Source organism: Streptomyces sp. NBC_00259 (assembly GCF_036181745.1).
In the GTDB taxonomy this organism is placed as follows: domain Bacteria; phylum Actinomycetota; class Actinomycetes; order Streptomycetales; family Streptomycetaceae; genus Streptomyces; species Streptomyces pratisoli.
The window spans coordinates 7,057,861-7,072,538 of the sequence record NZ_CP108080.1 but is presented as its reverse complement, the minus strand read 5'-3'; the positions used below and the strand labels follow the sequence as shown (position 1 = coordinate 7,072,538).

Annotated in this window: 14 protein-coding genes; 4 read left to right on the top strand and 10 right to left on the bottom strand. The window is 69.7% G+C overall.

The genetic code is table 11. The features are described from left to right. Positions 1-21 precede the first annotated feature (21 nt). Positions 22-885, bottom strand: coding sequence for an ABC transporter permease (locus OG766_RS31730; RefSeq protein WP_328726904.1), 864 nt, complete (start codon positions 883-885; stop codon positions 22-24). Positions 886-1,043: 158 nt separating this feature from the next. On the opposite strand from OG766_RS31730, the gene OG766_RS31725 reads away from it, so the two are divergent. Together OG766_RS31725 and OG766_RS31720 are read left to right on the top strand one after the other, a co-directional pair. Next, positions 1,044-2,132 carry a LacI family DNA-binding transcriptional regulator gene (locus OG766_RS31725; protein ID WP_328726903.1) on the top strand — a complete coding sequence of 363 codons (1,089 nt, stop codon included), beginning with the start codon at positions 1,044-1,046 and terminating at the stop codon, positions 2,130-2,132. A 479-nt stretch (positions 2,133-2,611) separates the two neighbouring features. Continuing rightward, positions 2,612-3,808, top strand: a complete 1,197-nt coding sequence (locus tag OG766_RS31720; protein WP_266385826.1) for an acyl-CoA dehydrogenase family protein — start codon at positions 2,612-2,614, stop codon at positions 3,806-3,808. A gap of 208 nt (positions 3,809-4,016) precedes the next feature. On the opposite strand, the gene OG766_RS31715 is transcribed toward OG766_RS31720, so the two are convergent. Genes OG766_RS31715 through OG766_RS31695 form a run of 5 tightly spaced genes read right to left on the bottom strand, consistent with a single transcriptional unit; the run spans position 4,017 to position 8,012 of the window. Next, positions 4,017-4,583: a GAF domain-containing protein gene (locus tag OG766_RS31715; RefSeq protein ID WP_266385828.1), complete on the bottom strand. Its 567-nt coding sequence runs from the start codon at positions 4,581-4,583 to the stop codon at positions 4,017-4,019. Continuing rightward, entirely contained in the window at positions 4,580-5,311 is a 732-nt protein-coding gene (locus tag OG766_RS31710) for a GTP-binding protein (protein WP_328726902.1), read from the bottom strand. The genes OG766_RS31715 and OG766_RS31710 overlap by 4 nt, the downstream gene beginning before the upstream one ends. Beyond that, the gene (locus OG766_RS31705) at positions 5,289-5,660 is read right to left on the bottom strand and encodes a DUF742 domain-containing protein (protein WP_328726901.1); all 372 of its coding nucleotides are present in this window, start codon (positions 5,658-5,660) and stop codon (positions 5,289-5,291) included. The genes OG766_RS31710 and OG766_RS31705 overlap by 23 nt, the downstream gene beginning before the upstream one ends. Positions 5,661-5,662: 2 nt before the next feature. Further along, positions 5,663-6,097 (bottom strand): roadblock/LC7 domain-containing protein, encoded by a 435-nt coding sequence (locus OG766_RS31700; protein WP_266385836.1) that lies wholly within the window; start codon positions 6,095-6,097, stop codon positions 5,663-5,665. A gap of 7 nt (positions 6,098-6,104) precedes the next feature. Then, positions 6,105-8,012, bottom strand: a complete 1,908-nt coding sequence (locus OG766_RS31695) for a sensor histidine kinase (protein ID WP_328726900.1) — start codon at positions 8,010-8,012, stop codon at positions 6,105-6,107. Positions 8,013-8,297: 285 nt separating this feature from the next. On the opposite strand from OG766_RS31695, the gene OG766_RS31690 reads away from it, so the two are divergent. Next, positions 8,298-8,858, top strand: coding sequence for a MarR family winged helix-turn-helix transcriptional regulator (locus OG766_RS31690; RefSeq protein WP_328726899.1), 561 nt, complete (start codon positions 8,298-8,300; stop codon positions 8,856-8,858). 2 nt (positions 8,859-8,860) lie between these two features. Continuing rightward, the gene (locus OG766_RS31685) at positions 8,861-9,307 is read left to right on the top strand and encodes a hypothetical protein (RefSeq protein ID WP_328726898.1); all 447 of its coding nucleotides are present in this window, start codon (positions 8,861-8,863) and stop codon (positions 9,305-9,307) included. Positions 9,308-9,468: 161 nt separating this feature from the next. Here OG766_RS31685 and OG766_RS31680 read toward each other — a convergent pair whose 3' ends face one another. From OG766_RS31680 to OG766_RS31665, 4 genes are all read right to left on the bottom strand, one after another. After that, on the bottom strand, positions 9,469-10,659 hold the full coding sequence (locus OG766_RS31680; protein ID WP_328726897.1) for a Gfo/Idh/MocA family protein: 1,191 nt from the start codon (positions 10,657-10,659) through the stop codon (positions 9,469-9,471). Beyond that, positions 10,656-12,317, bottom strand: coding sequence for a hypothetical protein (locus OG766_RS31675; RefSeq protein WP_328726896.1), 1,662 nt, complete (start codon positions 12,315-12,317; stop codon positions 10,656-10,658). Before OG766_RS31675 ends, OG766_RS31680 begins: the two co-directional genes overlap by 4 nt. 186 nt (positions 12,318-12,503) lie before the next feature. Then, positions 12,504-13,433 carry a carbohydrate ABC transporter permease gene (locus OG766_RS31670; protein ID WP_328726895.1) on the bottom strand — a complete coding sequence of 310 codons (930 nt, stop codon included), beginning with the start codon at positions 13,431-13,433 and terminating at the stop codon, positions 12,504-12,506. Further along, positions 13,430-14,437 carry an ABC transporter permease gene (locus OG766_RS31665; RefSeq protein ID WP_266385853.1) on the bottom strand — a complete coding sequence of 336 codons (1,008 nt, stop codon included), beginning with the start codon at positions 14,435-14,437 and terminating at the stop codon, positions 13,430-13,432. The genes OG766_RS31670 and OG766_RS31665 overlap by 4 nt, the downstream gene beginning before the upstream one ends. Positions 14,438-14,678 lie beyond the last annotated feature (241 nt).

Here is a 14,678-nt window from a genome sequence, read left to right as displayed (position 1 = left end):
GTCCGGTGGTCTCAGAACGTGTCAGAACGTGGTGGTGACATCGGTGCCGCGGCGGCTGGCGTGCCACGGGAGCAGCAGCTTCTCGGCGACCTCGACGAGGACGAAGAGGACGACGCCGATCAGCGACATGACGAGGAGCCCGGCGAACAGCATCGGGGTGTCGAGGTTGCCGTTGGCCTGGAGGATCACGTAGCCGAGCCCCTCGTTCGCGCCGACGAACTCGCCGACGACGGCGCCGGTCACGGCGAGGGTGACGGCGACCTTGAGGCCGGCGAACAGATGCGGAAGCGATGCCGGGAAGCGGATCTTGACGAAGGTCTGCCAGGGACCGGCCCCCATGGTGGAGGAGAGCTGCAGCATCTCGGGGTCGACGGCCTTGAGGCCGGTGACCATGGAGATCACCACGGGGAAGAAGGCGATCAGCACGGCGATCAGGATCTTCGGCGCGATGCCGAACCCGAGCCAGACGACGAACAGCGGAGCGATCGCGATCTTGGGTACGACCTGGGCGAACAGCAGGATCGGATAGAGCGTCTTCTCGACGGTCTGCGAATAGACCATGACCACGGCCGCGAAGACGCCCACGGCGACGGCGATCACGAAGCCGAGCAGGGTCTCGTACGTCGTCACCCAGGTGTGGTGCCAGACGTAGTCGGTCTTCTCCAGCAGCACGTCCAGTGTCGCGCCGGGCGAAGGGACGAGATACGCCTCGACGAGTTCGGCGGCGGCGACGACCCACCAGGCGCCGAAGCACGCCAGCAGCAGCGCGAAGGGACGCCAGCTCTTCTCCAGGGCGCGGGCGATCCGCTCGCCCGCTCCTGGTGCGCTGCGTTCGGCGACCCCCTTCACCTCTGCCGACGGTGCCGGTATGACGCTCTGGCTCACGGTGAACTCCTCGGGAATCCGGGGCAGTTGCGAAGAGCGGTGTTCGCTTCGGTCCGAAGAAGCGCTTTCAGAAAGCGCTTTCTGCTAAGGTGTCGCCACGCTAATGACTGCCTGCACGCACGGTCAATAGGTCGTCCCGAAGTTTCCGGGAGGTCGGGTTGAGTGAACGGCAAGCACAGGCACACCCTCACGTCACGCTGGACACGGTCGCCCGCAGGGCGGGCGTGTCACTGGCGACGGCGTCCAGGGCGCTCAACGGCACGACCCGGGTCCGGGAGGAACTGCGACAGCGGGTGCGCGCCGCCGCGGACGTCCTTGGCTACATCCCCAACGCCCATGCGCAGGCGCTCGCCAGCGCCTCCAACAACACCGTGGGCGTCATCTGCCACGACGTCGGCGACCCGTACTTCGCCGCGATAGCCGGCGGGGTGATGCGGGCCGCCGCGGAGCAGGACCTCCTGGTCATGCTGGCCAGCACGTTCCGGGAGCCGGAGCGGGAGATCGCGTACGTCTCGATGCTCCGCGCCCAGCGCGCCCGCGCCATCCTCCTCATCGGGTCCGGCTTCCAGGACCGCCTCTGGGAGCAGTCACTGGCCGCCGAGCTCGCACCGTACGTACGGGCCGGCGGCCGGGTCGCCGTCGTCAGCCGGCACCGCAGCCTGCGCGTGGACGCCGTCCTGCCGGAGAACCGCGCCGGGGCGGCCGCGCTCGCGCGGGCCCTGCTGGCCCTGGGCCACCGGGAGTTCGCGGTGCTCAGCGGGCCCGCCGAACTCACCACGGTCGCCGACCGGCTGGCCGGGTTCCGCGAGGGTCTCGCCGCCGGCGGGGCCGCGCTACCGCCCGAGCGGGTCGTCCACGGCGCCTTCACCCGCGAGGGCGGTCACGCCGCCGCGCGGGAACTGCTGGCCCGCACCGACGTCCCGCCCCCGACCTGTGTGTTCGCCGTGACCGACGTGATGGCCGTCGGGGCTCTGGCCGCCTTCCGGGAAGCGGGTGTGCGGGTACCGGAGGACATCTCGCTCGCGGGATTCGACGACATCCCCCTCGTACGGGAGCTGACACCACCGCTCACCACGGTCGCCCTTCCGCTGACCGCCATGGGGCAGGACGTCATGGCCCTCGCACTGCGGGAGCCGGCGGGACGGCGCTCACGTGTGCTGCGGGTCGGCGGCGAGGTCGTCCTGCGCGCCAGCACGGCACCACCCGCCCGGCCGGACCGCAACTCCCGTAGAGAAATGTCGCGTTGATGAGCATCGAGCCCGTTCGGGACGCTCTCGGGCGGCGCACCGACCGGGGGTACACGCCGGGTGGTACGTCCGTACGCCGGGGTGAGGCATGCCACGGCATCGACCGCCGTAGGGCAACGTAGGGCCCCACAGGGGAGTTGAGTGGACTCCCGTGGCTTCCGGGCCTGTTCACGGGCCACCGGAAGCGGAATGCTGTCCCTCAGTGCCATATGCCCACCAAACCTTTGCCGATGGCATGTGGCAGAAACAGGCCCCGTGGGAATGCCCTACGGGTGGGACCGGACAGGCCACTACCACCGACGACGCACACCCAATCACACATCAAGGGACCGCATTTCGGCCAAACTTGGCCACGATGTTGTACCGTCCGTAAGCGATCAACACCATGATGTGGTCGGCCTGCACGGGACGGGACCATGCCGATGCACCACCTGCTCGAACACACGCGCGAGCAGGCGTTTCGCAGAGGAGGGCTCGCGATGGACGGGTATTTCGCCGGTCGACTTCATCACCAGCTCCGGGACCAGGTCCGGCTCTTCGCGGAGAGCGAGGTACGCCCGCGGGTTCCCGCCATGGAGGCGGCCCGCACGGTTCACGGCGAGTTGTCGCGGCTGATCGCGCGGCAGGGCTGGCTCGGAGCGACCATCGGCAAGGCGCACGGCGGGATGGGGGCAGGACATCTCGCGAAGACCATCATCATCGAGGAACTGTCGCGCGTGAGCGGCGCGATGGGGGCCATGGTCCAGGCCTCCCAGCTGGGCGTCGCCAAGATCGTCCACTTCGGGAGCGAGGAGCAGAAGAAGACCTGGCTCCCGGCGATCGCGGCGGGCGAGTGTCTGCCGACGATCGCGGTCACCGAACCCGAGTCGGGCGGCCATGTGCTGGGGATGACCGCCACCGCCGTCCGTGACGGCGACGACTACGTCCTCAACGGCCAGAAGGTGTACGTCGGCAACAGTCATGTCGGCGATCTGCACGGTGTGGTGGTCCGTACGGGGCCGGGCTCCCAGGGGCTCACCGCCTTCCTCGTCGAGTCGTCCCGGCCGGGGTTCCACATAGGCGAGCAGAAGCCGACGATGGGGCTGCACGGGTTCAGCTTCGGCGAGCTGCTCTTCGACAACTGCCGGGTGCCGGTGGACAACAGGCTCGGCGCGGAGGGCTCCGGCCTCGCCGTCGCCTACTCCTCCAGCGTGCTCTACGGCCGGGCCAATCTGACCGCCGTGGCCCTCGGCCTGCACCAGGCGATCCTGGAGGAGACCAGCCGGTTCTGTGCGGAGCGCCGGCGCTACGGCAAGCCGCTCCACGAACTGCCGTCCATCAAGCTGAAGCTCGGACAGCTCCAGTCACGGCTGATGACGGCGCGGCTCGCCGCGTACCACGCGGTGCATCTGCTGGACCAGGGGCTGCCCTGCGACGCCGAGTTGATGAACGCGAAGCTGGTCAACGTGGAGTCCGCGCTCGACTCGGCGCGCAACGCGATGGAGATCCACGCGGCGGCCGGGCTGTTCACCGACCGTCCCATCGAGCGGTATCTCCGCGACGCTCACCACATCTTCGCGCCCGCGGGTACCTCCGACATCCAGCTGCTGCGGCTGGCCGAGGTGGCGCTCGGTACGTCGAAGGGGCAGTGGTCGGAGCGTCTGTCGGAGCTGACGCGGATGGAGGCCCTGGTCTGAGGCCCGGGACGGGGACGGGGACGTGAACCAGGACGGGGACGCGGACGCGGACGCGCGGAGACCCGCGGAGACCCGCAGAGACCCGCAGAGACCCGCAGGGACCCCCGGAGAGCGGACAGGACAGGGAACCGGCGCGAGACCGGCCGGTCCGGACACATGACGTCCCCGGTGGCACGCGATCGGCCCCGGGGACGTCACTTCACATCGGTCACAGCCGCGAGTCCTCCCGGCGGTGGATCTGCTCGATCAGCTCCGCGGCGAGCGTCTTGATCGTCTCCAGGCCCGCCCGGCCCCACGGCCGCGGCTCGGTGTCCACGACGCAGATCGTGCCGAGCGCGATGCCCGTACGGTCGATGAGCGGCGCCCCGAGATAGGAGCGGATGCCGATCTCGTCGACGACGGGGTTGCCGGCGAACCGCGGATAGTCGCAGACGTCCTCCAGGACGAGCGCCTTGCGCCGCACCACGACATGCGGGCAGTAGCCGTGGTCGCGCGCCATGAACCGGCTGACGTCCCCGCCCGCCGCCCCCGGGAGGTCGCTGCCCGAGTGCGTACCCGCGGGCGTGTGCAGCCCCGCGAAGAACTGCCGGTTCTCGTCGATGAAGTTGACCATCGAGTACGGCGCTCCGGTCACTTCCGCGAGCTTGTGGGCGAACTCGTCGAACGCCGGATCGGGCCTGTCGCCCAGTCCCAGCTGACGCAGCCGCTGCACCCGCACGGGAGCCTCCCGGTCGACAGGGGTGAGCAGCAGATGGCCGGTCGGGTCGTAGGTCATGACTGAGCTCCGTAGCTCGGCGCCGCTGCCGGTGCCGGGATGGTGGTGAGCAGATGCTGGAGAAGGGTGACCAGGGTGCTGATCCCGGAGCTGGCTGTGCGGGCGTCGCAGAGCACCACCGGGACCTCGGGTTTCAGGTCGATCGCGGCCCGCACCTCCTCCGCCTCGTAACGGTAGGCACCGTCGAACTCGTTGACGGCGACGACGAATCCGAGGCCGCGCCGTTCGAAGAAGTCGACGGCGGAGAAGCTGTCCTCCAGTCGGCGCGTGTCGGCGAGGACGACCGCGCCGAGCGCGCCCTCGGAGAGCTCGTCCCACATGAACCAGAAGCGCTCCTGGCCCGGTGTGCCGAAGAGATAGAGCACGTGCCGGTCGTCGAGGGTGATCCGTCCGAAGTCCATCGCCACCGTGGTGGTGGTCTTGGACTCCACCCCCTCCAGGCTGTCGGTCGCGACGCTGACGGTGGTCAGCACCTCTTCGGTGCTCAGCGGTTCGATCTCGCTCACCGCGCCCACGAAGGTCGTCTTGCCCACCCCGAAGCCGCCGGCGACGAGGATCTTCAGCGCGGTGGGAAAGGGGTCGGCCCGGTGGTGAGGGCTGGCGTCGTGTCCGGGCCCGTGCGCGGGACCAGGTCCGGGCCCGAGTTCGGGCCCGAATCCGGTCCCGTGTTCGGGGCCGTTGTCAGGGCTGTGTCCAGGGCTGTGGTCAAAGCCGTCGTCGTAGGCCATCGAGCACTGCCTCCAGCAAGGAACGGTCGGTGGGAGATTCCTGGAAGCGGGGCGCCCGAGCGGTGACCGCCCCGCAGTCCACGAGATCGGAGAGAAGCACTTTGGTGACGACCGCCGGGAGGCGTAAGTGCGCCGAGATCTCCGCCACCGACGTCGGACCGTCGCACAGGCCGAGGGCCAGGGCGTGCTCCGGCCCGAGCGGCCCCTGCGGGACCGAACCGGTGGCCATCACCAGGGAGAGCAGATCGAGGGCGGCCGTCGGACGAGTGCGGCCGCCGCTCACCGTGTAGGGGCGGATCAGACGGCCGGCCGCGTCGTCGAGCCACGGCCCGTCCTGCCGGGCCGCCACGGTCAGAGCCCCGTGGCGCTCGGCGCCCCGGTGGCCGCTCTGGCCGGGGTGACCAGATACGGCCGTACGCTCTTGACGAGCATCGCCATCTCGTAGCCGAGGACCGCCGCGTCCGCCTCTCGCCCCGCCAGCACGGCGAGACAGGTGCCCGAGCCGGCGGTGGACACGAACAGCAGGGTGGAGTCGAGTTCCACCACGACCTGGCGCACCTCCCCGCCGTCGCCGAACCGGGCACCGGCGCTGCGGCCGAGCGAGTACAGCCCGGACGCCAGGGCGGCCATGTGGTCGGCGCTGTCGGTGTCGAGGCCGTGCACGGATCTCACCAGGCCGTCGGAGGAGAGCAGAACCGCGTTCCGGGTGTACGGCACCCGCTGGACCAGACCGCTGAGCAGCCAGTCGAGATCCGAGGAATGGCCGGTCGGCACATCGCTCGCCATGGTGCATCTACTCCTTGTGGTTTTCGTCCTGTTGCTGCGGTTCATGGGACGGGGCCGCCACGGAGGCGCCCTGCGTCTGGGACTCGGCCAGGCCGATGCCCCGCTGGAAGGCCGCCATCAGACCGGGGTCGTGCAGCGCCTCGTCCTCGCTACTGCGCGGGGCGGGGGGCTCACTTCGCAACTGGGGCACCAGGTGTTCCTGGGCCCGCCGTTTGGGCAGCTGCGGGCGGCCCATGGTGCCGCGTACGGCGTGGGACTCGGCCGCGGGCGGCGCGGTCCGGGGGGCTGGTGGCTGCGGGGCCGGTGGCTGCGCGGCCGGTGGCCGTGCGCCCGGGTGCGGCGCGTTGTGGCCGGCCCCGGGGCGTCCGGTGGCCGGGTTGGGACGCTCGGGATGCTCGCCGCGCACCGGGAGCGGTCCGGGCGCCTGACCGTCCGCCGGGGGCGGCTGCTGGGGCATGCCCGGCATGCTCGTCGCGTAGGTCAGCGTGCGCTGGCTGCCGGTGTGGGGCCCTTCCGCGGAGGCATGGGCCGGCTGTTCGGCGGGATGCGGCGCGGCGCCGACGGGTGCGGAGGCCCGCTCGCGGCCGGCCACTCCGCCCGCCACGGCGGCCGCCGCCACCGGCGGATGGTCGCCATGACGCGGGGCGGCCGTCCGGTCCGTACCCGCCTGGCCGCCGGGATCGACGCCGAGCAGCCCCTGCGGCAGCACCAGTACGGCCTGGATGCCGCCGTAGATGTTGGACTGCAGTCGCACCGCGATGCCGTGCCTGCGGGCGAGCGCGGAGACCACGAACAGCCCGATGCGGCCGTCCTGGAGGAGGTGCGCCACATTGACCTGGTCGGGGTCGGCGAGCAGGGCGTTCATCTTGTTCTGCTCGGCGACCGGCATGCCCAGGCCCCGGTCCTCGACCTCCACGGCGAGGCCCGCCGTGACGTGCGAGGCACGCAGCAGGACCTGTGTGTGCGGCGCGGAGAACAGCGTGGCGTTCTCGACCAGTTCGGCGAGCAGATGGATGACGTCGGCCACGGCGTGCCCGCGCAGGGTGCCGTCGATGGGCGGCACCAGTTTGACCCGGGGGTACTGCTCCACCTCGGCGATCGCGGAACGGAGCAGCTCCGTCATGGTGACCGGGTTGGACCACTGGCGCCTGGAGATGGCGCCGCCGAGGACCGCGAGGTTCTCCGCGTGCCGGCGGATACGGGTGGCGAGGTGGTCGACGTGGAAGAGGCCCTTGAGCAGCTCCGGGTCCTCGACCTCGTTCTCCAGCTCGTCGAGCAGCTGGATCTCGCGGTGCACGAGCGACTGCAGGCGGCGGGCCAGATTGACGAAGACCTCGACCTTCTGTTCGTTGCCCACGCTGCTGGAGAGCCGGGAGGCCTGCAGCACCGCGGTCACCGCGGCGTCGTAGGACCGCCCCAGCTCCTGGGCCAGCAGGTCGAACTCGTCGCCGTCGGCGGCGGGGGCCGGCAGGCTCTCGCGGGCCGGCGGGCGTTCGCCGCGCCGCAGGCCGTCGACGACGGCCTGCAGTTCGGCCTGTCCGCGCGCGCTGGAGCGGCGCAGGCCGTGGACGCGGTCGAGCACCGATCTCGCGGTGCGTTCGGCGCCCAGCGCCGCCGCCACCACGGCGGCGACGGCGAGGGCCGCGGAGCCGACGAGCGCGACCCACAGCGCGGCCGACGGCCGTGCGTCGGTGGAGCGGATCGTGAACAGCACCGCGGCGGCGCCGCTGAGCGCCACGACGACGGCGGGCAGCACGGCGGTGCGCAGCAGTTGGGGACGTATACGGGCTTCGGGGGTCGACGGCGTGGACTGCGGCCTGCCCGCGGAGGAGAGAGAGCGGGCGCTCGACCGGCCGTGCCGCCCGCCGCCCTCGCGGCGGTCCGGCCGCGCGGCGGGTGCGCGAAGTTGAGACATCAGCGTCCTTGGTACGTGGCCCAGGATTCGGTGTACCGAGCGGTGTGCGGCGGCGCCAAGGGTGTGTGTTGAGCCCACCGTTGATCACTGGGCACACACGGTAGTCGCCAACCGTTCAGGTGCGGAGTGCAGTTGACAAACTTGCCCGTAGAGCGTCCCGCTCTGGTATGAGGCCTCGCACGAAGGGCCGAAATTTCCCGCCGTCCTGGCCGAGAAATGCGCCCTGGGACGCCCTGGACTCTCTTTTAGTAGCCATGGACATAGTAGCCATGTACTCTATTCGTCATGAGCGAGAGGTCGAGCCGACCGACGAACGACCCCACAAACGCCCCGACGCCCGGACCGACGCCGGGATTTCTGGTATGGCGCCTGTCGATGAAGTGGCGCGGGGCGGTCGACCGGGCGCTCGCACCCCTGGGGGTGACGCACGCTCAGTACTCCCTGCTGGGCTCGCTGTACGACGTGCAGCGCGCCGGTCTGCGGCCCAGCCAGCGGCAGCTGGCCGACCACACGGGCCTCGAACCGCTCTACGTCTCGAAGCTGGCACGAGCCCTGGCCGCCGCCGGCCTGATCGAGCGCGCGGAGGACCCCGCCGACACCCGGGCGGTCCAGCTGTCGCTGACCGAAGAGGGCCGGGAGGCCGCCGAACGCGCGATCGCGGTCGTACGTCAGGTCATGGACGGGATGCTGGCGCCGCTCGGCGGGCTGGAGGGGCCGGGCACGCAGGCGTTCGCCCGTGAGCTCACGGCCCTGCTCGAAGCACCGATCGACGTACCACCCGGCGACGTATCACTCGGCGCCTCGCTCACCGGGCGCCCGAGCAAGAAGACCAAGACCGAGGAGTAGGCATGTCCACCGCACCGAAGCTCACCGGCCGGACCATCGGCATGACCCACTACGCGACCCGCGCCGTCCTGGAGCGGACCCTGGCCGGCAGCGGGGCGACGTTCCAGCACGCCGTGGCCGTCAACGCGCTCGCGGGGAACGGCGACAGCATGGCCCGGGAGCAGCTGACCACCCGGCTGACCACCGGACTGAAGGTCGACGACACCTCCGCCACGGCGATCCTCACCGAACTCGCCGAGGCCCGGCTCGTCGAACCGGCACCGGACGATCCCTCGCGGCTCCGGCTCACCGGCACGGGCGAGGAGTTGAGCCACCGTCTCAAGGAGGCGACCGCCGCGATCACCTCTCGTCTGTACGGCGGAATCCCGGCGGAGGACATGGAGACCGCCGCCCGCGTCCTGACCACGGTCCTGGCACGGGCGAACGCCGAACTCGACGCGGCCGCGTAGGCCGAGCGGAGCGGCCGGTTGCGTGCCGTCGCACGACCGCGCCGGATTCAACCGCTGCGTGAGGCAGTTGCGGAATCCGGCGCGACGGTCGGCGTTCGGCGGTCGGCGGTCGGCGGCGGCTCCCGTCCGGTTCGCGGGCGGGAGCCCTGCGGCCCGGAGCCTTACCGAACCGCCTCCGTGCGTCGCTGTCCGTTCGCGAAGTACGCGGCCAGCCGCGGGTCCAGGGGTGGCACCTCGTACGCCGCGCCGCCCTCGCGCAGGGAACGCGTGGCCATCACGCCGGCGGCGACGCTCATCCGGGCGGCGACCGGTGAGGTGTCCGTGGCTCCGCCGTCGCGTGCGAAGCGGCAGAACTCCTCCATGATCCGCTGGTCGGCGCCGCCGTGGCCGCCGGTCGCATCGGGCACCTTGTGGACCGCGTCGGCGTCCGCGCGGTAGTCGCTCGGACCGGTGTTCCAGACCCGGACCTCGTCCCCCGGCCGGTCACCGAAGTTCTCCAGCCGGCCCTCGGTGCCGATGACCGTGTAGTTACGCCAGTAGTCGGGGCTGAAGTGGCACTGCTGGTACGCGGCGATGACGCCGTTGTCGAGCCGCATGTTCATCACCGACACGTCCTCGACGTCCACGACGTGGTGCAGGTCCTTGCGCTCGGTCGGCGGCCACTCGAACTCCCGCAGCCAGCCCTCCGGCCGCGGGGTGTCCGGCTCCCGTCGCGGCAGATCCCCGTACACCATCAGGTCGCCCAGGGCGTTGACGCGCTGGGTGTAACCCCCGGCCAGCCAGTGGACGACGTCCAGATCGTGCGCGGCCTTCTGCAGCAGCAGGCCGGTGGTGCGCCGGCGGTCGGCGTGCCAGTCCTTGAAGTAGTAGTCGCCGCCGTACGAGACGAAGTGCCGTACCCACACGGTCTTCGGCTCGCCGATGTCACCGCGCGCGATGATGTCGCGCATCAGCCGTACGACCCCCATGTGCCGCATGTTGTGCCCGACGTAGAGCCGGCTGCCCGTCTCGTACGCGGTGCGCAGGATGCGGTCGCAGCCCTCGACGGTGATGTGCATGGGCTTCTCGAGGAACACGGCCTTGCCCGCCTCCAGGGCGGCGCAGGCGAGCTCCTCGTGGGTGTCGTCCGGGGTGAGGACGAGGACGGCGTCGATGCCGTCGTCGTCGAGCAGTGTGCGATGGCCGGCGACGGCGGCGGCGCCGAGGAACCGGTCCGCGACGGTCGCGAGCACCGCCGGGTCGGTGTCCGCGACGGCGGCGACGACCGATCCGGCGCCCGGGCTGTGCGCGACAGCGGCGAGGTTGCCGCGCAGCCCGAGGCCGATGACACCGATACGCAGGTCGTCCGTCACTTGCCGGCGCCCTTCTCCATGGCCTTCTCGTACTCACGGCGCATCGCGTCGCCCGCCGCCCGCCGCCACTTGGGCAGGATCTCCTTCTTGTACGAGGAGAGCGGCTTGCGCCCGGCGATGATGTCCTTGACGCTCTGGTACAGCTCGTCGGAGGAGGAGGGGCCCTTGTCGGCGTAGGTGTCCGAGAAGTATCCGGCGCTGGCGTCGGCCTTGGCGATCTTCATCAGCTCGACCTCGGTGGCGTGGACGCCTCGGGTGACATCGGGCTTTCCGGGCAGGTACAGGGTCTGCGGGCTGTTGCCGAAGAAGGTGATGGCCTGCCGGGTGGTGAGCACCTCGGCGTTGCCCTTGGTGTTCAGGACGACGTCGCCGTCCTTGGAGCGTGAGTGGTGGGTGCCCGGCAGACCGTTGTCGAGGAAGAGTCGCTCCTCGCTGCCGAACGGGGCGCAGAGATAGTTCATGACCTGTAGCAACGTCTCGATGCGGTCCTTGGGCACCGTGTTGTTGATGGCGGTGAAGCCGACCGAGCCGTAGCCGAAGTGCCAGCTGGGTGTCATCCCGGGCTCGGCGGCGAAGGGGACGATGACCTTCGCCGGCCAGTCGTACATGTTGCTGTCGTCGAGGAAGCCGGGGAAGGACTGGACGTGGACGCCGAGGAAGCCGCCCTCGATCTTCTCCAGGGTGGTGGGCAGGTTCGGGTCCGGCCAGAAGAGCCTCGCCTCCTGGCACTTGAGGGCGAACTCGAGCCCGGCGAAGTACTCGTCCGTCTCGAACATGTAGGTGAGCTTGCCGCCGTTCATGGCCCACTTGTTCTGGAGGCCGTGCCACATGGCGAACTGCAGGAGGTGGTTGGTGTAGGCGGGCTCCAGCACGTACTTCTTGCGCTTGGTGTCGAGCAGTTCCTTGCCCTTGTCGAGGAAGTCCTGGGCGCTGTCGAACCGCACGCCGCCGACCGGCTTCCAGAAGTCCTCGTTGGCCACGTAGACCTGGCCCATCCGGCCGTACGGGACGGCGACTCCCCAGATCTTCCCGCCCAGGACCGCGGTCCGCCAGGCGAAGTCGGGGATGTTGGCCAGGTTCGGGTACTTCTTGACCGCGTCGCCGGAGAGATACGGGGTGAGGTCGTGGAACTTCGCCTGGAGGAGCGCCGGGACGTTCTTGAGGCCCTGGTTCGGCGGGAACCACATCAGGTCGTGCATGTCGCCGCCGGCGATGGTGGCGTTGAACTTCGCGCGGTAGACGTCGTCGGCGCCGAGCCCGTTGACGATCGTCATCCGCAGCTCCGAGCCGAGCCGCTTGTTCAGCTCCTGCCAGTAGGCGTTGCGGTTCATCGCGGGGGCGGCGGTGGTGAACGTCTCCGTCAGAACGGTGACCGGCTTTCCGTCACCCGGCGCTGCGGCGACGCTGCGGACCAGGTCCTTGGGGTAGCGCACGTAGGCCGGGTCCAGACCGTCGGCGTTGCCCGGCAGGTCCGGGGCAGGGACTCCCGCCGCCACGTACGTCGGCAGCTTCAGCTTGGCCGAGGCCTCCGCACCGCCTCCACCGGCCGCTCCCCCACCGGTGCTGCAGGCAGTGAGGGCACCGGCGCCGGCGACCGTGAGGCCGGCGGCGCCCGCGGCGCCGAGGAAACCGCGACGGTTGAGGTTTCTGGAGGACATGGCTCTCCTTACGTTGTTGGTGGGTTGATTCCGGTCACTCGTAGGATCGGGAGACCCAGGGATGTCGGGTGTGGCTGTTGCTCTCCAGCCCAATGAACGGTGAGGGTGAAGGGTGAGCGGCGGGGGGTGAGGGTGAAGGGTGAGCGGCGGGGGGTGAGGGTGAAGGGTGAGCGGCGGGGGGACGGCTCAGGCCTTGATGGCGCCGGTGAGCACGCCCTTGTTGAAGTACTTCTGGAGGAAGGGGTAGACGGCGATGATCGGCAGCACGGCGAGGATGAGCACGGCCATCGACAGCGACGTGGAGGCCGGGAGCACGCTGACGCCCATCGCCTTCGCGTTGAAGGTGTCGCCCTGGAGGACGTACGAACGCAGGACGACCTGCAGCGGCAGCTTGTCCGGGTCGTTGATGTAGAGCATCGCGTTGAAGAAGCTGTTCCAGTACGTGACCGCGTAGAACATGCCGACCACCGCGATCACCGCCTTGGACAGCGGGAGCACGATCCGCAGCAGCACCTTCAGGTCGCCTGCCCCGTCGAGCCGTGCGGCCTCGTGCAGTTCCTCGGGGATGCCCTGGAAGAACGCCCGCACGACGATGACGTTGAACGCGTTGAGCATGATGGGGACGACCATGGCCCCGTAGGTGTCGAGCAGTCCCAGCGACTGCGCCACCAGGTAGTTGGGGATGATGCCGGGCGTGAAGAGGAACGTTCCCACGACGATGAGGAGCAGCGGCTTCCCGGCAAGGGTCCCGGGCCGCGAGAGCCCGTAGGCGAGGCAGATCGTGCACAGCAGGCTCAGCGCCGTGCCGACGACGGTGACACCCACGCTGACCAGCGCGGCCCGGGTGACCACACCGCCGGAGAGCACCACCTGGTAGGACTCCAGGGTGGGGTGCGCGGGGAAGAGCACATAGCCGCCGTTGGCGGCCAGTTCGGCCTTGGTGGAGAGGCTGGTGCCGATGGCGAGCAGGAAGGGGTAGCCGACGGCCACGATCATCGCGACGATGACCAGCAGCTTGAGCGTCTGCCCCGCCGGGGAGGGCTTCTCCATCCATACGGGCCGGTCCGTCCCGCGGCGGCCGCGGCGAAGGAACCCGGATATCTGTGCCGTGCTCATCGGTACACTCCCTGCTCGCCGAGGCGGTGGGCGAGCTTGTTGGCGAGGACGATCAGGATGAATCCGATGACACCCTTCATCAGCCCGGCCGCCGTGGACATGCCCCAGTCGCCGTCGACGACGCCGTGGAAGTAGACATAGGTGTCGAGCACTTCGGCCGCTTCCTTGCCCACCGCGTCGCGCTGGAGCAGCATCTGCTCGAACCCGACGGACAGGATGTCGCCGAGCCGCAGGATCAACAGCATGATCAGCACGGGGCGGATGCCCGGCAGGGTGATGTGCCACATGCGGCGCAGCCATCCGGCTCCGTCCATCGCCGCCGACTCGTAGAGCGAGTTGTCGATGGAGGCCATGGCGGCGAGGAAGATGATCGCGCCCCAGCCCGCGTCCTTCCAGATGGACTGCGAGGTGAGCAGCAGGATGAAGGTGTCGGGGTTGTTCATGATGTTGCCGACGTGGACACCGTGCTCGTTCAGATAGCTGCTGACCGTGCCGGCACCGCCGAAGACCTGCTGGAACATCCCGACGACCACGACCCAGGACAGGAAGTGCGGCAGATAGACCACGGTCTGCATCAGCCGCCGGACCTTGCTGCTGATCAGTGAGTTGAGGAACAGCGCGAGGGCGATCGGTGCCGGGAAGTAGAGGAACAGCTGGACGGCGCTGATCTCCAGCGTGTTCCACACGGCGGACCAGAACTCGGGCTCCTCGAGGAGCGCCGTGAAGTTGGTCCAGCCCACGAACGGGCTCTGCTGGAAGCCCAGATAGGGCTGGTAGTCCTGGAAGGCGATGACGTTGCCCGCCAGCGGCACGTAGAAGAACACCGCGAAGTACAGGATGCCGGGCACGCACAGCAGGAGCAGGGTCCGGTCACGCCGGAACCGCCGGCGCAACGACGTCCGCTTCGGATGCGACCGGTTCAGCCCGTCGGGGGGCGTGGTTCCGGTACGGATCGCATCTGACGGCGGCGAAGCCAGGCGGGGTGACGCGGGCGCGGAGGCCATCACTTTCACCTCAGCAGGGGATCGGGAGCGCATCAAGGAGCCACTGCGGCGGTGCTCTCCGGCCGCGGGGCTCCTGAATCTTGCACCGACGTGATTGGTGAAGACAATAGGTGATTGGAAACTCGCTGTTTCAATCACAAACAAGCAAACGGGCACCCCGTGTCACGCTCCGGTCACCTGAGCCTCGGTTTCACCACGGACACGCCGATCGGGCGCATCTGTAGCAAACGCTTTCCATGGA